This window comes from Phenylobacterium sp. (assembly GCF_028290885.1).
Classification (GTDB): Bacteria; Pseudomonadota; Alphaproteobacteria; order Caulobacterales; family Caulobacteraceae; genus Phenylobacterium.
This window is the reverse complement of record NZ_JAQGIZ010000073.1, coordinates 1-15,207: the sequence shown is the minus strand read 5'-3', so window position 1 is coordinate 15,207 and position 15,207 is coordinate 1. Positions and strand designations below refer to the sequence as shown.

Sequence of the window (15,207 nt, the reverse complement as noted above, 5' to 3'; positions counted from 1 at the left end):
ACATGGCGATGCGGTGGTCCCCGTGGGTGGTGACCCGCGCGCCGCCGGTCACGGCGTGGTTGCCGCGCACGCAGCCCATCACGGTCATGCCCTCGGGCTCCTCCTCGACGCCGACGCCGCAGGCGGCAAGGCCCGCGGCCATCAGGGCGATGCGGTCGCTCTCCTTGACCCGCATCTCGCCGATGCCGCGCATGACCGTCGGGCCCTCGGCGAAGGCCGCCGCCACCGCCAGGATCGGATATTCGTCGATCATCGAAGGCGCCCGCCCGGGCGGAACCTCGACGCCTACGAGCTGCGAGTGCCGGGCGGTGACGTCAGCGACGGTCTCGCCGCCCTCCTCGCGGACGTTGGTCACCGAGAGGTCCGCGCCCATCTCGCCCAGGGTGTCCAGGAGGCCGATGCGCAGGGGGTTGAGCAGCATGCCCTGGACGGTAACTTCGGAGCCGGGGACGATCAGGGCGGCGACCAGCGGAAAGGCGGCAGACGAGGGATCGCCGGGGACGCGGACGTTGGTCCCCGTCAGCGACTGGCCGCCGGGCAGCACGATGCGGCGCCCCTTTGGGCCCTCCTCGGTTACCTCGACCGCCGCGCCGAAGGCCCGCAGCATCCGCTCGGTGTGGTCGCGGGTGGCCTCGGGCTCGATCACCTCGGCGCCGCCCGCCGCGTGCAGTCCCGCCAGCAGGACGGCGGACTTCACCTGCGCCGAGGGTTCCGGCAGCACATAGGCGATGCGCTTCAAGCCTCCGCCCTGTAGCGTCAGCGGCAGCCGCCCGCCGGCCCGGCAGATCCAGGTGGCGCCCATCTCGCCGAGCGGCTTCAGCACCCGGTTCATCGGCCGCCCGCGCAGGGAGGCGTCGCCGGTGAAGGTGGCGGCTAGGTCGAACCCGGCCGCCGCGCCCATGATCAGCCGCACGCCGGTGCCGGCGTTGCCGCAATCGATGACGTTGTCGGGTTCGCGGAAGCCGCCCTGGCCCTCGATCCGCCAACGCCCCTCCCCCAGCCGCTCGACGCCGGCGCCGAAGGCCGCCATGGCCGCCGCGGTGCGCTTGACGTCCTCGCCCTCGAGCAGGCCTTCGACCTCGGTCACGCCATGCGCCAGCGCGCCCAGGATGAGCGCGCGGTGCGAAATGGATTTGTCCCCCGGGGCGCGCACGACGCCCTTCAAGGGACGTCCGCGCCTTGCTGTCATCTGGACCGCGGCCTGGCCGGCCGCTGGGGCGGTCATCGGAGCCGCCGTCATCTGATGGAAACGAGCCTCCGCAGGCTGCGGGTTTCAGGAGGGGGATTGCTTTTGACAGCCGCTCCCGTGCGTGGCAAGGGAGCCCGCTTCGCGAACCCGCCCCATATTTCTTAAGGATCATCGCCTTTGGCCATCCCCGAGCTGGGCTCCAAGCAGGTCTGCCCCAACTGCCAAGCGAAGTTCTACGACCTCACCAAACGCCCGGCGCACTGCCCCAAGTGCGCCAACGAGTTCGATCCTGACGAGGCCGTCCGCAACCGCCGCGTCCGCGCCCGGGCGACCGTTCCCGAGCCCGAGGCCGAGGAAGAGCGCGACGATCAGGTCGCCGCCGAGGCCGAGGAGGACGAGGAAGAAGAAGAGGTCGTCACCCCGGAACTGGACGAGGTGATCGACGACCCCGCGCTGGCCGCGGAAGACGACGAGGACGCCGCCGAGCCGAGCCCCGCCGTCTCCGAGGACCTGGGCGAGTTCGCCGACGAGGAAGAGGTCGAGGACGACGCCGACGTGCCGTTCCTGGAAGAGGACGAGGACGACGAGTTCGACGAAACCGAGATCGAAGGCCTGCCGGGCGAAGGCGACGACGACCGGTAAGCCGGCCCGCGGCGAAAAACCCCGAAAGCCGGGGTTGATCGCAGGAGGGTGTTTGAATAGGTTCCGCGCCTTCCTGGGGGCCAGATCGGCTTTTCAGGAAGACCCGAGACCTCGGGGCTATAGCTCAGCTGGTAGAGCGCTTGAATGGCATTCAAGAGGTCAGCGGTTCGACTCCGCTTAGCTCCACCATGAAGGCCCGCCGGGAAACCGGCGGGCCTTCGCCTTTTGGGGGTGGGGGCCTAACTCGCAGGGCGAAGCCCCATGCCTAGGCTGTCCGCAGCTATCGAGCGAGTTCGTCGAACAAGACGCCGGCCATTTCTTCGATCGTGCCGTCCGCAACAACTAGGCATCGGAGCGCCTGTAGGCGGAGACCGCGGCGCGGACAGCGGCAATTCCGGGGACACACTACTTGTTGTCAGCGTCGCCCGACAGCGACATCGCTGGACCATGTATGTGCCCCCTATTTGCCGATTTTCGCTCCGGATCACCGGTAGCCGGTCGAGGGGCCTTTTCACGCCGTCGAGGTCGTTTCGCCGCCGCACCGCCCTCTCCCTGCCCTCTCCCTGCCCTCTCCCTGCCCTCTCCCTCTCGGCTGCGCCGGGGGAGAGGCGACGAGGATCGAGGCACAGGAGCACCTGTCACTGCAGCCGGGGCGTCCAGATGAACGGCGCGCGCGGGTCGCTCATCCTGCGGCGGCCTCGGCGGGCGCGCCCCACGGCGCGGCCTGGGGCGGTTCAAGCAGTTCGGGCCGACCGAAGGCGCGGGCGAGCGCGTTCAGGTGCGCCAGCTGGTAGCGGCGGCTGACCCGGGCGTTCGGCGCGAGCACATAGAAGCCGTGGAATGCGCCGGGGATGACCAGCAGTTCGGTGGGCACGTTCGCCGCCATGAGGCGGCCGGCAAACGCCACGTCCTCGTCAACGAAGAGGTCGATGTCGCCCACGGCGATGAAGGCCGGCGGCAGGCCCGAGAGGTCGCTCGCGCGTGCGGGCACGGCGCCGGCGGGCGCGGTCTCCCCGCCGGGCGGGCCGCCCAGCAGCGCCGTCCATCCGAGCACGTTCAGCTGCCGGGTCCAGATGTGGGTCCCGACATGCGCCGGCGGCTGGCGGGCGGACCCCGTGCGGTCGTCCACCATCGGATAGGTCAGCGCCTGCAAGCAGATCGGGACTTCGCCCCGGTCGCGGGCGGCCAGGGCGAGCATGGCGGCGTGCCCGCCGCCGGCGCTCTCGCCCTGGATGGCGATGCGCGCCCGATCGACGCCCAGCGCCTGCGCGTTCCGGTGCAGCCACAGGAGGGCGGCGTAGTTGTCCTCTAACGCCCCGGGAAAGGCTGTTTCCGGGGCGAGCCGGTACTCGACGGTGACGATGACGCAGTCGAGCGCCTTGGCCTGGACCTGCAGGTCCGCGACGCTGGCGAAGGCCGAGCCCGCGATGAAGCCGCCCCCGTGGATGTGCAGAACCGCCGGGCGGACGACATCGGGGTCCGAATTGATGAGGTAGACCATCACGTTCGGCGCGCCGTCCCGGACCGGGACCTGCCGCTCCGTCACCGAGGGCGCGGCGAGGAACGACTTGGCGGTGGCGCGTCCCCACCCACGGATTCCCGCCAGCAGCTCCGGACCCGCCGTCGCTGCGGTGTCGGGGACCAGCTTCAGGTAGGACTCCAGCGGCGTACGCAGCTCGGGATCGATGCGCTCCATGGGATCGTGCTGATCGGACATCGCCGGGGACTTCCCTTCCTGCGGACCGCCCTTCATAGCCGCCCGGCGCGCAGGCAGGGAACAGCCGCTGACGGTTGGCGGCGCGGAGGCCTGCGGCTCTGACATGGCGGAGCTTTCGAAGCTCGGAATGGTATGAGGATCAGATCCTGATGCTCGCGGAGAGCTCGCCGGCGGGCTCGGCGGGGGAGCGGGAACGCAGCGTGGGGCGACTGAAGCGCCATCTGGTGCGGCTGCGCCACCGGCCGGGGACGCCGCACCGTCGGCGCCAGGGTTGAGGGCGCGCTCGCGGATGATGGCTTGAGCCGAAGCGTGGATGAGAGGCCGCGCCGCCCTCTCCCTGCCCTCTCCCAACAAGCCGTCAATGCGCAGACGGCGGGAAGGCGGCGGCGACGGCGGCCGAGTTCGTCACGTCGTCCTCCTTCTTCAGCCCGGCCACGCCGATGGCGCCGACAGTCTCTGCGCCGATCTTCAGGGGCGCGCCGCCGCCGAGCGCCGTGAGCCCTGCGGTCGCCAGACCGACGCGCCCCGTGGCGACGTTGGCTTCGAGCTCCGCGGTCGGTCGCTGCATCAGGGCGGCGGTGCGCGCCTTGCCGATGGCGAGCTCGACGCTGCCGGGCCGGACCCCGTCCATGCGAACGAACGCCATCAGCAGGCCGTCCGTGTCGACCACGGCTATGGCGGCCGGGTCGTTCGCCTGTCGGGCGAGGCGCTCGGCGGCCTGCAGCGCCGCCTGCGCGCCGGCTTGGGTCAGGGCGGCCGAGGGGCGGGTCGCGGGCTCGCCCGCGGCGAGAGCCGGGGCGGCGAGCGCCGCCGCGACGAGGGCAGCTACGCAGGCTTTGAGCAACATGGCGGAAGGCTTTCTGCCAGGCGTCGAGGGTGTCAAGTCAACAACCTGAAGCCTGACCAGCTTTCGTGGGACCGGAAAGCGCATCGCCGAGCTTACCGCTGCTGGCGCGCCTCAGCGGTCGCCGCGTTCAGCTTGCGGATACGCTGCTGGTAGAGCCGAGCCAGGCGGGCGGGATCGGAGACGGTGTTGCGGGCGTCGCGCCAGGCCAGCTGGCGCTGGCGCAGCAGGGCGCGATCCTCGTGGGCCTCGAGCGCCGCGGCGTAGGCCCGCTGCAGCCCGCGCTGCAGCAGCCGTAGCTGCGGGTCGCCGCAGATCTCGCGATCCGCCGGGGTCGGCTCAGTGGCGCAGCCGTTGGCCACGACAGGAGCCGGCCGGTCCGGAGCGGGCGCAGCGGCTGCGACCGCGTCTGTGGCGGGGGGCGCGGGCGGCGATTCTGGCGCCCTGCCGTCCGCGTCGCGGGCGAGCTCCTGGGCGTTGGACGGCGACGGCGGTCCGACGGCGGCGTCCGGCGGCATTTCGGGCGCGGACGCGGGAGCCGGCTCCGCCGTGCTCGGGGCCGTAGCGGCGGGCAGGGGCGCAGGCGCCAGCGCCGCCGTCCGGATCGGGGGGGCGGCCGGCGACGGCGCTTCGCGGACGATCCCGCCGCCCCACCAGCCGAGGCCTACACCCACGGCGAGGCTGAGCGCGAAGCCTGCAACGACCGGGAGGCGAGATCGGCGGGGTGCGCGGGGGATTTCCGGCTCCACGGGTCGCAACCGCAGGCCCGGGTCGGCCGTGGTCGCCGCCGCGTCGTCCTGCAAGCTGAGCGGTCGACTTGGCTCGACGGGTGGCGGCGGGGGGTCGACGTCAGCCGCCGCAGCCGGGGCCGTCGCCGCCGAAGCCACGGTTCGAGCCGGAGGCGAATTGCGCCGGCGTCCGCGGGCCGGAGGACCTGAGGAGGGGGCCGCGGCCGCCTCGCGCTCCGGCGGCGGGCGCCAGTTGGGCATCGGCGGCACGTCGTCGTCCGTCTCCACCGGTTCGCCCAGCTCGACCGCGACAAGGCGCTGTTCGGCCGCACGCCGTTTCAGGCGTGGGCCCCGCGCCTTGGGGGTTTGCCTGCGCGCGGCCATCTCCTGCAGGAGCTTGTAGGACAGCGCGGCGTCGCCGCGTCGGCGACTGGCGTCGAGCATTTGCCGGAGCTCGGGCCCGCTCAGGGCGGAGAGGTTGACTTGCGGCATCGATAGCCGTCCTGGGCGCTTCTCAATTCGACCTGCCGGCGCCCGTCACCTCACCAGCGGCGCTAGTATCGGATCGCGCGGCAAAAGAGGGAAGGTTAATCGCTTGCCGGGACTGCGACCGAAGGTCCGCGTTTCGCCGTTCGCCGAATGCGGGGATGAGCGGAATTGGGGGCGGACCCTTGGCGAAGCGCGCGGCTGGGGACTATGCAGGGGCTGTCTGGCCATCTGGGGTTCGCCACGTGACACGCCGCATCCTGACCGCCGCGCTGATGGCCTTTCTGGCGCTCGCCGCCTGCGACGAGGCCAAGCCGCGCGACCCGCCCCCCGACCCTTTCGCGGCCCCGGCGGCGAAGGCCGAGGCGGTGGCCCCGACCGGGGGCCTGTCCAAGGGGCTGCCGAAGCGGCCGCAGCTCGCCGGCTTTTCCCTGGACCGCATCGGGGCGGCGTCCGATCCGCTGAACCGCCAGCCGGCGGTGACGCCGGCGGCGCGGCCCATCGTGCTCGACGGGTTCGGCTTCGATCCCGTGGCCAAGGCGCCGGGCAAGGGGGTCGACGTGGTGATCGACGGCAGGGCCTATGGCGCCGCCTACGGCAGGGGCCGCCAGGACGTCGCCAGCTACTTCAAGGCGCCCGGCCTGCTGAACGTCGGCTTCACCACCACGCTGCCGGCCGCAGCCCTGTCTCGCGGCGCGCACACCGCGGCCGTGCGGGTCGTGGCCGCCGACGGCAAGGGCTATTATGAGGGTCTCCCGATCCGCTTCGAGGTGAAGTAGGCCGGCGCGGCGGCGCATTGAAAACGCGGGCGCCGATCCCCAGATAATCCCTGTCCGGTTGAGCCGCGCCGCTGCCGGGCGGCCCAGCCGGAGAGTCGCTTTCGACAAGGACTCTTTGAGGATGAACAGGTCGGTACTCTTCGACAGCCCATTCCTTTTGGGCTTCGAGCATACCCGCAGTCTGATCGAGCGCGCCGCCAAAGCGGCCGCTGAGAGCTATCCCCCTTACAACGTGGAGGATCGCGGCGACGGCGGGATTCGGATCACCCTGGCGGTGGCGGGCTTCTCGCCCGACCAACTCGAGGTGACCGTGGAGGACCGGCAACTGACGGTCGCGGGCCGTCGCGACGGAAACGCCGCCCAGCCCGAGGACGCCTTCCTGCACCGCGGCATCGCCGCACGCGGGTTCATCCGGAGTTTTGTCCTGGCCGATGGCATGGTCGTGGAAGAGGCGAGCCTCGAACACGGCCTACTGCACATAGATCTTAGCCGGCCCGAGCCTGAAAAACGGGTGCTCAAGGTGCCCATCCGCGCCCGAGCTTAAGCAAAGACCCTAGTGTTCAAAAAGAGACGGTCGGATGTCCGACGTCTCAGGCATCGAACGGGCGGCTGAACCGGCGACCGTTCGAGGCGTTGAGTTTTACGGAGGTGGTCATGATGACGCCTATTCTATCGACTGAAGCTTTTGCGGCGCTGGGCGCGCCGAACCTCGTCTATGTGCGCCCGGTGAGTGCGGCCGAAATCCTGGCCAATGTACCTTCCGCCCAGATCCAGGGGTTCGAGCTGAGCCCCGACCAGACCCTCTACGCGGTGCACCGCGCCGACGGCGAACGCCTGGCGGTGCTGACCGATCGGGACTCCGCGGTCGCCGCGGCCCTGGCGCACGAACTGGCGCCCGTTTCCGTGCACTAAGCGCGCTTTTCCCTCCCCTTTATGGGGAGGGACAGGCCGCGTAGCGGCCAGGGTGGGGACGTCGCGTTCAAGCGGGAACCTCACAGCTCTGGCCCATATTTCCCCACCCGTCTCGTGCCTGGCGGCGCGATCCACCCTCCCCATGAGGGGGGAAAAGAATCAGGCCGCCGAGGAGTGGCTGGCTTGGACCACCGGGTCCTGCACGAGCAGGGCGTGGATTGCGTCCGCCGTGCGGGCCTGGCGCAGCTGCTGGCGCAGGTTCGACTGGCGCAGGATCCGGGAAACCCGGGCCAGCGCCCGCAGGTGCTCCACCCCGGCCGATTCCTTCGGCGCGAAGATGGCGAAGATCAGGTCGACCGGCTGGTCGTCCACCGAGTCGAACTCCACCGCATGATCCAGGCGCACGAAGACGCCGCGCAGCCGCGTGAGGCCCTCCAGCCGCGCGTGGGGCGCGGCGACGCCGTGGCCGACGCCGGTTGAGCCGGCCTGCTCGCGGTCGGTCAGCGCGTCCAGCACATCGCCTGCGTCGAGCCCGAAGTTGCGGGCCGCGATCTCGGCGATGACGGCCAGGGCCTGGCGCTTGTTGGCGGCGCTCACGCGCAGGGCGATCGCGTTGCGATCGAGAAGGTCACCAATCTGCATGGTTCAAGTAGCTCGCGCTCACCGGGACCCGTCCCCCTGACGGTCCGCCTTTTGGACGGTTGATCGAAGCGAATCTAGGCCTCTGCGGTTCCGTGCGATCCGGTCCCATTTGCCTTCGTGCGCTCGGGGTCAATCCAGCCGATGTTGCCGTCGGGCCGGCGATATACCACGGACAATCCGCCATGCGCGGCGTTCCTGAACACGATTGTTTGAGATTCGGTCAGGTCGAGCTCCATAACCGCCATCGAAACGGTCATGACGGTGATCGGCGTCTCGGTCTCCGCGATGACCATGGGCTCGGGGAAGCTCGCGGCGTCGCCGTCGAAGATGTCCTCGCCCTCCTCGTCGGCCGGCGCCTGCAGCACGTAGTAGGCCGCGGTCTCCGCCTGGCGGGCCATCGCCTGGGGATGGTGGTCCTTCAGCCGGTTCTTGTAGCGCCGGATGCGTTTTTCCATCTTGGCGCTCGCCGCATCGAAGGCCACGTGCGCATCGCCGCCGAGGCCGTGGGTGATGAGCTGCTGGCCAGACGCCAGGGTGACGTCGCAATCCACCCTGAACGAATGGCCGTCTCGGCTGATCACCACCTCGGCGACGCCGCCGCCGCGGTCGAAGTACTTGCCGATGCTGGAGGAGAGTTCGTCGGAGACCCGCATACGCAGTGCCTCGCCGACGTCGACGTGTTTGCCGGTGACTTGGACTTGCATGACGAGATCAACGCGCCGGCCGCCGGAAGGTGTCAACCAAACTGAGAGTGAACGGCGGAGGCGCCGCGTCAGGCGGTTTCCTTCAGCCGCCGGCGGCGCTCCACGGAGGACGGGATGCGCATGGCCTCGCGGTACTTGGCGACGGTCCGCCGGGCGATGTCGACGCCGGCTTCCTTGAGGATATCCACGATCGCATCGTCGGAATGGACGTCGCGCTCGCTGGCCTCGGCGTCGATCAGCTGGCGGATCTTGTGCCGCACGCTCTCGGCCGAGTGGGCCTCTCCGCCCTCGGTCGCCTGGATCGCCGAGGTGAAGAAGAACTTCATCTCAAGCACGCCGCGCGGGGTCGCCAGGTACTTGTTGGAGGTCACCCGGCTGACGGTGGATTCGTGCATGCCGATGGCGTCGGCGACGGTTTTCAGGTTCAGCGGCCGCAGGTGTTCGACGCCATAGGCCAGGAAGGCGTCCTGCTGGCGGACGATCTCCGAGGAGACCTTGAGGATGGTCTTGGCCCGCTGGTCGAGGCTCTTCACCAGCCAGCTGGCCTGGGCCGCGCAATCGGAAACGAAGGTCTTCTCCTGGTCGGTGCGCGCCGAGGCGCTGACGCGCGCGTGGTAGCGCTGATCGACCAGCAGGCGCGGCAGGGTCTCCGAGTTGAGCTCCACGTGCCAGAGGCCGCCCAGGCCCTCGCGCACATAGACGTCCGGCACGACGGCCTGCACCGGCTCGCCGCCGAAGGCCGCGCCGGGCCTGGGCGTCAGCGCCCGCAGCTCGGCCACCATTTCCTTGATGTCCTCGTCGTCGACGGCGCAGGCGCGCTTCAACGCGGCCATGTCGCGCCGCGCGAGCAGGGGCAGGTTTTCCAGCAGGCTGGCCATGGCCGGATCGAACCGGTTGCGGTCCTTCAGCTGGATCGTCAGGCACTCCTGCAGGTCGCGGGCGCAGACGCCCACCGGCTCGAAGCCCTGCAGAACGGCCAGCACCCGCTCCAGCAGGTCCTCGCCGCAGCCCAGCCGGTCGGCCAGTTCGGCAAGCTCGGCGCGCAGGTAGCCGCCTTCGTCGACGGCGTCGATCAGCACGCTGGCGGCGGCGGCTTCCGCGCCCTTCAGGCCGGACGCGGACAGCTGGTCGTGCAGGTGTTCGTTGAGGGTCTTGTCGCGCGTCAGCACGCCTTCCAGGCCCTCGGGATCGCCGTCGAAGGACCCGCCGCCGCGGCTGGCCTTCGACCAGTCGACGGACGCGCCGGCGTCAGCCGCGCCCATGTCGTGCTCGGCGTCGCCCGTGACCCGTTCGCCGGGGGAGGCCTCGTCGTGGGCGGTGTCCAGTTCGGCGCGCGCGCCGGCGTCGTCCATGCGGTCGGTGGAGACGTCGCCGGCCGCCTCGACCGGCGCCTCGGCGTCGGGTTCGGCGTCGCGCTCGTCGCGCTGCAGCAGCGGATTGCGCTCCAGCTCGGCGTCAACGAAGGCCTCGAGCTCGAGGTTCGACAACTGCAGCAGCTTGATCGCCTGCTGCAGCTGCGGCGTGATGACCAGACCCTGGCCCTGCCGAATCTCGAGTCGCGCGCTGAGCGCCAAAGCTGTCCCCTTTCCTGGCCCGTTGGCCTGTTTCTTGCTGGGGACCTTAGCCGTGCGAACGCCACCGATTAGTTAATGCGGCGGCCGTCAACCCTCCTCTCCCTCTCGGCTTCGCGGGGCGAGAGGCGGGTGGCCACGCTGTCAGCAATTTGGCAGGATGAGCCCATGAGACGCGCAGACCGGCTGTTCCAGATCATCCAGGTGCTGCGGCGCGGCCGCCGGCCGGTGACCGCCGACGCCATGGCCGCCGAGCTGGAAACCTCCAAGCGCACCATCTACCGCGACATCGCCGACCTGATGGCCCAACGCGTGCCGATCCGCGGCGAGGCGGGCGTGGGCTACGTGCTGGACGGCGGCTTCGACCTGCCGCCGCTGATGCTGACCCCGGACGAGATCGAGGCCGCGGTCCTGGGGGCCCAGTGGGTCGCGGGACGCGGCGACCCCGCCCTGGCGCGCGCCGCCCTCGACCTGATCGCCAAGATCGGGGCCGCGGTGCCGGAGCGGCTGCGCCCCTTCGCCCTGGAGCCCGCCACCCGGGCCGCGCCGCGCTGGAACGTCGCGCCCGACGGGCTCGACATGGCGCAGGTGCGCCACGCCATCCGCGCGGGCCACAAGATCGCGCTCAGCTACCGCGACGAGCAGGACCGGCTGAGCGAGCGCACCGTCTGGCCCTTCGCCGTCGGCTACCACGAGACGGTGCGGCTGATGATCGCCTGGTGCGAGCTGCGCACCGACTTCCGCAGCTTCCGCACCGACCGGGTGACCGCCGCGGAATTCCTGGAGGACCGTTATCCCGAGCGGCCGGCGGTGCTGCGCGCCCGCTGGCGCAAGCTGATGAACGAGAAGATGGCCGAGATGCGCCCGCGCGAAGCGGCGGCCGATCAGGCGAAGGTGTCGCCCAGGTAGACGCGCCGCACCTCGGGATCGTCGACGATCTCGTCGGGCCGGCCCTCGAACAGCACCTCGCCGGCGTGGATGATCGAGGCCCGGTCGATGATGTCGAGCGTCTCGCGGACGTTGTGGTCGGTGATCAGGATGCCGATGCCGCGCCGCTTCAGATAGGCGATCACCTCGCGGATGTCGGCGATGGCCAGCGGGTCGATGCCGGCGAAGGGCTCGTCCAGCAACATGAAGGACGGCTCGGACGCCAGCGCGCGGGCGATCTCCACCCGCCGCCGCTCGCCGCCCGACAGCGAGATCGCCGGCGCGTTCCTCAGATGCTCGATGTGCAGTTCTTCCAGCAGTTCGGTGACCACGGCGCGCGCCCGCTTGTTGTCGCGCTCGCGCAGCTCCACCACCGCCATGACGTTCTCGCCCACGGTCATGCCGCGGAAGATCGAAGTCTCCTGCGGCAGGTAGCCGACGCCCATGCGGGCGCGCTGGTACATCGGCTGGGCGGTGATGTTCTCGCCGTCGAGGTAGATGGCGCCGTAGTCGGCCGGGATCAGGCCGGTGATCATGTAGAAGCAGGTGGTCTTGCCGGCGCCGTTGGGGCCCAGCAATCCCGCGACTTCGCCGCGGCCCAGGCGCAGGGAAACGCCCTTCACCACCGGCCGGCCGCGGAACGACTTGCCGATGTTGTCCACCACCAGGCCTTCGCCGGCGAGGCCCGGACGGATATCGAAGCGTTCCGGCTTCACGAGGTTCACCTGCGCCGGCCGCCGATCACTTGGCGGCCTTCTTCGACTTGTCGCTCTGGGACTGGTCGCCCTGCGAGGCGGAGTCCTTGGGATAGAAGACGCCGCGCGGACGATTCTTGGCGCCGGGTCCCTTTGCCGCACCCTCGACGCGGCCTTCGCCGGTCTGGGTGTTGTAGACCATCCGGGCGCCGCGCATGACGTTCTGGCCGTCGACCGCCACCACGTCGCCGGTGATGGTGAGGGTCGTATTGGCCGCGTCGTAGAGGCCCTCGTCCCCGTGCACGCGCCGCCCGTCGGCGGACACGTAGTAGACGGAGCCCTTGGCGTTGATGCTCATCAGGTCCCCGCAACTGCCGGCCCCGGCCCCGGCCCCGCCGGCGGTCGCCGCGCCCGGCTTGCCCTTCCTGGGCTCCATGCGCGCGGTCAGGACATCGGCGCGCAGCCGCGAGGTGTCCTGCAGGGCCTCAGCCGATCCCGTCCAGACCGAGACGCAGTCGGTGTTGTGGGTCTCCAGCTGATCGGCGGTGATGTCGATCGGCCCCTTGGAGTTCTTCGCCAGCTGGGCCGCGGCGGGCTGGGCGGCCAAGGTCGCCGCCGCCAGGGCCGCCATCGCGATCAGGCTTTTCATCGGAAGGCTCAGCCTCATTTCGGTTGCAGGCGCGTATGAACGCCGCCGCTGAAGACCATGCGCGCGCCCTTGTCGTAAACGCCATAGGACTTCGCTTGAATTTCTCCAAGCGACCCGGCGCCCTGAATGGGGCCTGAACCGACCAGTTCTCCGGTCTTGGTGTCGAACAGCGACTCGGCGGTGTCGAAGGCGCCGCGCGCCCCGGCGAGCCGCACCCCGCCGCTCACCTCCAGCTTGCGGGTCCCCTCGTGATAGACCCCCTTGGCGGCGGTGACCCGGAGCGGGTCGGGCCCCTCGTCGTCGAGCACCAGGGCGGGCTTTTCGAGATAGACCTTCAGATCGTCCTGCGGGTCGCGGGTGGCGGAGGCGGCGATCAGCACGAACGGCCGGCCCCGGTCGTCGCGCCCGACGAAGCGCGGGTTCACCAGCCGGATCGGGTCGTTGGACGAGGCCGTCGGCGCCGCCTGGGCCGTGAAGCTTTTGTAGGCCACCGTCGCGGCGAGCCCGGCCAGGATCAGGCCGATCAGGCCAGGCAGCAGGATGCGCAAGGCCCGAATCGCCCGCGAGCGCCGGCGCCAGCGCTGAATCGACGCGCGGCGGGCCGGCGGCGGCATGAGGGAAATATCCGAGACCGACACCGCCGCCACCGCCGCTAGGAATGGGCGAAGATGTCGTCGTCTTCCCAGCCGGCGACGTCCAGCAGGGCGCGATGCGGCAGGAATTCGAAACAGGCCCTGGCCAGGCCGTCGCGTCCCTCGCGCGCCAGCATGTCATCGAGCCGGGCGCGGAGCGCGTGCAGGTGAAGGACGTCGGAGGCCGCATAGGCGACCTGTTCGTCACTGAGCTTGGCGGCGCCCCAGTCGGAGCTCTGCTGGGTCTTGGAGAGATCGATGCCGAGCAATTCCTTGGTCAGGTCCTTCAGCCCGTGCCGGTCCGTATAGGTCCGCGCGAGCCGTGAAGCGATCTTGGTGCAGTAGACCGGGGCGGTGACCACGCCGAGATGCAGCCAGAACATGGCGATATCAAAGCGTCCGAAATGGAAGAGCTTGGTCACCGCCGGGTCGGTGAGCAGGCGCTTGAGGTTGGGGGCGTCATAGGCCGGCCGGCCGAGCTGCACCACATGGGCGTCACCCTGGCCGTCCGACAGCTGCACGACGCACAGCGGGTCGCGCCCCAGGCGCAGGCCCATGGTCTCCGAATCGATGGCGACGGCGGAGGCGGACGCCAGCGCATCGGCGGGCAGGTCGCCCTCATGCAGGAAGGTAGTCACCTTTTTCACGCTGCTCCGCCGGACTCGATCCAACCCACACTATAGAGGGTCGGATGAAGCCTAAGTAGGTACTGGCGTCCGCTCGCCAACGGCCGGCGCCCAGGAAAGGGTCAGCGCCACCCGCACGCGGATGGTGCCCAGGAAAGGACTCGAACCTTCACGGCCGTTAAGCCACTGGCACCTGAAGCCAGCGCGTCTACCAATTCCGCCACCTGGGCCCGATCCGTCGGATCGCGCGAGCCGGCTTCCTTAAAGCTCCGCCCCTCCCGGGTCAACGGCTCCCCAAAGAAGCCGGGCGCCGTCGGGGGCGCGGCGGATTGCAGCGGCGGGCGGCATCGTCTATCCGCAGGCGCATGCAGAACCTCGTCACCGTTTTCGGCGGATCCGGTTTCGTCGGCGCCCAGGCCGTGCGCCAGCTCGCCAAGGCCGGCTGGCGGATCCGGGTCGCGGTGCGCAATCCCGCGGCGGCCTACGCCATGCGGCTGCACGGCGACGTGGGCCAGATCGACATCGTCCAGGCCAACGTCCGCAACGAGCCCTCCCTGCGCCGGGCGCTGTCGGGCGCGACGGCCGCCGTGAACCTGGCAGGCGTGCTGCGCGAGACCGGCCGGCAGGATTTCCAGGCGATCCACGTGGGGGGCGCGCGCAACGTCGCGGCCGCCGCCAGGGCCGAGCGGGTCGGCCGGGTCGTGCAGATGTCGGCGCTGGGCGCGGACCTGCATTCGGAGTCGAAATACGCGCGCACCAAGGCCGAGGGCGAGGCCGCGGTGCGCGAGATCTATCCGGACGCCGTGGTGGTGCGCCCTTCGATCGTGTTCGGGCCGGAAGACGACTTCTTCAACCGCTTTGCGGCCATGGCGCAGATCAGCCCGGTCCTGCCGCTGATCGGCGGCGGCCACACCCGCTTCCAGCCGGTGTTCGTGGGCGACGTCGGCAAGGCGCTGGCGCGGATGGTCGCACTTCCCGAGGCGGCCGGTCAGACCTACGAGCTGGGCGGGCCGGCGGTGTTCACCTTCCGCCAGCTTATGGAGCTGATGCTGGCCGAGATCGACAAGCGCCGGTTCCTGGCGCCGATCCCCTGGCCGCTCGCGCGCCTGATCGGTGCGGCGGGCGATCTGGCGGGCGTGCTGATCGAGCCGCCGGTAACCTCCGACCAGGTGGAGCTGCTCAAGGCCGACAACGTCGTCGGCGGCGCCTATCCGGGCCTGGCCGACCTGGGGATCACGCCCACCACGCTGGAGGCGGTGCTGCCGAGCTATCTCTACCGCTACCGCAAGGGCGGCCAGTACGCCGACCAGGAAGACCGCGAACTGGCGGGCGTAGGGGTCTGAGGGCGCCCTCCCTCCCCCTCGTGGGGAGGGTCGACTCGCCAACGGCGAGCGGGGTGGGGGTGTCGCGTTCAGGTGCTGCCTCTTAGCTTGTCCCTCACACCCCCACCCGTCCGAGGCTTCG

General features: G+C 70.4%; 17 protein-coding genes and 2 tRNA genes. 7 read left to right on the top strand and 12 right to left on the bottom strand.

Going from position 1 to position 15,207, the window contains the following annotated elements; translation table 11 throughout:
• Positions 1-1,189, bottom strand: a 1,189-nt coding sequence (aroA, locus tag JWP28_RS05685) for a 3-phosphoshikimate 1-carboxyvinyltransferase (protein WP_299540931.1), incomplete at its 3' end; no start/stop codon positions are given.
• A gap of 177 nt (positions 1,190-1,366) precedes the next feature.
• Here aroA and JWP28_RS05680 point away from each other — a divergent pair.
• Together JWP28_RS05680 and JWP28_RS05675 are read left to right on the top strand one after the other, a co-directional pair.
• Positions 1,367-1,831, top strand: coding sequence for a TIGR02300 family protein (locus JWP28_RS05680; RefSeq protein WP_299540920.1), 465 nt, complete (start codon positions 1,367-1,369; stop codon positions 1,829-1,831).
• Between the two features lie 113 nt (positions 1,832-1,944).
• Positions 1,945-2,020, top strand: a tRNA-Ala gene (locus JWP28_RS05675).
• A gap of 493 nt (positions 2,021-2,513) precedes the next feature.
• Here the strand turns inward: JWP28_RS05675 and JWP28_RS05670 are convergent.
• From JWP28_RS05670 to JWP28_RS05660, 3 genes are all read right to left on the bottom strand, one after another.
• A complete protein-coding gene (locus JWP28_RS05670; protein ID WP_299540918.1) occupies positions 2,514-3,548 on the bottom strand; it encodes an alpha/beta hydrolase in 1,035 nt (344 codons plus the stop codon).
• 358 nt (positions 3,549-3,906) lie between these two features.
• Positions 3,907-4,395 carry a heme-binding protein gene (locus JWP28_RS05665; RefSeq protein ID WP_299540915.1) on the bottom strand — a complete coding sequence of 163 codons (489 nt, stop codon included), beginning with the start codon at positions 4,393-4,395 and terminating at the stop codon, positions 3,907-3,909.
• Between the two features lie 92 nt (positions 4,396-4,487).
• A complete protein-coding gene (locus JWP28_RS05660; RefSeq protein ID WP_299540912.1) occupies positions 4,488-5,612 on the bottom strand; it encodes a hypothetical protein in 1,125 nt (374 codons plus the stop codon).
• Between the two features lie 239 nt (positions 5,613-5,851).
• Here JWP28_RS05660 and JWP28_RS05655 point away from each other — a divergent pair, with 239 nt between their 5' ends.
• The 3 genes from JWP28_RS05655 to JWP28_RS05645 all read left to right on the top strand — a co-directional run bounded on the left by JWP28_RS05655 (position 5,852) and on the right by JWP28_RS05645 (position 7,297).
• Positions 5,852-6,385: a hypothetical protein gene (locus JWP28_RS05655; protein WP_299540911.1), complete on the top strand. Its 534-nt coding sequence runs from the start codon at positions 5,852-5,854 to the stop codon at positions 6,383-6,385.
• 121 nt (positions 6,386-6,506) lie between these two features.
• Positions 6,507-6,929, top strand: a complete 423-nt coding sequence (locus JWP28_RS05650) for an Hsp20 family protein (protein ID WP_299540928.1) — start codon at positions 6,507-6,509, stop codon at positions 6,927-6,929.
• 110 nt (positions 6,930-7,039) lie between these two features.
• Positions 7,040-7,297: a DUF1150 domain-containing protein gene (locus tag JWP28_RS05645; protein WP_299540909.1), complete on the top strand. Its 258-nt coding sequence runs from the start codon at positions 7,040-7,042 to the stop codon at positions 7,295-7,297.
• A gap of 159 nt (positions 7,298-7,456) precedes the next feature.
• On the opposite strand, the gene JWP28_RS05640 is transcribed toward JWP28_RS05645, so the two are convergent.
• From JWP28_RS05640 to rpoN, 3 genes are all read right to left on the bottom strand, one after another.
• The gene (locus JWP28_RS05640; protein ID WP_299540907.1) at positions 7,457-7,939 is read right to left on the bottom strand and encodes a PTS sugar transporter subunit IIA; all 483 of its coding nucleotides are present in this window, start codon (positions 7,937-7,939) and stop codon (positions 7,457-7,459) included.
• A gap of 74 nt (positions 7,940-8,013) precedes the next feature.
• Complete coding sequence (gene raiA, locus JWP28_RS05635; protein ID WP_299540906.1) at positions 8,014-8,643, bottom strand: ribosome-associated translation inhibitor RaiA; 630 nt, start codon at positions 8,641-8,643, stop codon at positions 8,014-8,016.
• A 68-nt stretch (positions 8,644-8,711) separates the two neighbouring features.
• A complete protein-coding gene (gene rpoN, locus JWP28_RS05630) occupies positions 8,712-10,217 on the bottom strand; it encodes an RNA polymerase factor sigma-54 (RefSeq protein WP_299540905.1) in 1,506 nt (501 codons plus the stop codon).
• A gap of 165 nt (positions 10,218-10,382) precedes the next feature.
• Between rpoN and JWP28_RS05625 the strand changes: the two genes are divergently transcribed.
• Positions 10,383-11,123 (top strand): YafY family protein, encoded by a 741-nt coding sequence (locus tag JWP28_RS05625; protein ID WP_299540903.1) that lies wholly within the window; start codon positions 10,383-10,385, stop codon positions 11,121-11,123.
• On the opposite strand, the gene lptB is transcribed toward JWP28_RS05625, so the two are convergent.
• The 5 genes from lptB to JWP28_RS05600 all read right to left on the bottom strand — a co-directional run bounded on the left by lptB (position 11,099) and on the right by JWP28_RS05600 (position 13,973).
• Positions 11,099-11,836 carry an LPS export ABC transporter ATP-binding protein gene (lptB, locus tag JWP28_RS05620; RefSeq protein WP_299540926.1) on the bottom strand — a complete coding sequence of 246 codons (738 nt, stop codon included), beginning with the start codon at positions 11,834-11,836 and terminating at the stop codon, positions 11,099-11,101. The genes JWP28_RS05625 and lptB overlap by 25 nt on opposite strands.
• Before the next feature lie 46 nt (positions 11,837-11,882).
• Positions 11,883-12,485, bottom strand: coding sequence for an LptA/OstA family protein (locus JWP28_RS05615; protein WP_299540902.1), 603 nt, complete (start codon positions 12,483-12,485; stop codon positions 11,883-11,885).
• Positions 12,486-12,499: 14 nt separating this feature from the next.
• On the bottom strand, positions 12,500-13,033 hold the full coding sequence (lptC, locus tag JWP28_RS05610; RefSeq protein WP_299540901.1) for an LPS export ABC transporter periplasmic protein LptC: 534 nt from the start codon (positions 13,031-13,033) through the stop codon (positions 12,500-12,502).
• A 104-nt stretch (positions 13,034-13,137) separates the two neighbouring features.
• The gene (locus JWP28_RS05605; RefSeq protein WP_299540923.1) at positions 13,138-13,755 is read right to left on the bottom strand and encodes a ribonuclease D; all 618 of its coding nucleotides are present in this window, start codon (positions 13,753-13,755) and stop codon (positions 13,138-13,140) included.
• Between the two features lie 131 nt (positions 13,756-13,886).
• Positions 13,887-13,973 (bottom strand) — tRNA-Leu (locus JWP28_RS05600).
• 135 nt (positions 13,974-14,108) lie between these two features.
• Between JWP28_RS05600 and JWP28_RS05595 the strand changes: the two genes are divergently transcribed.
• Positions 14,109-15,086 (top strand): complex I NDUFA9 subunit family protein, encoded by a 978-nt coding sequence (locus tag JWP28_RS05595; RefSeq protein ID WP_299540900.1) that lies wholly within the window; start codon positions 14,109-14,111, stop codon positions 15,084-15,086.
• Positions 15,087-15,207 lie beyond the last annotated feature (121 nt).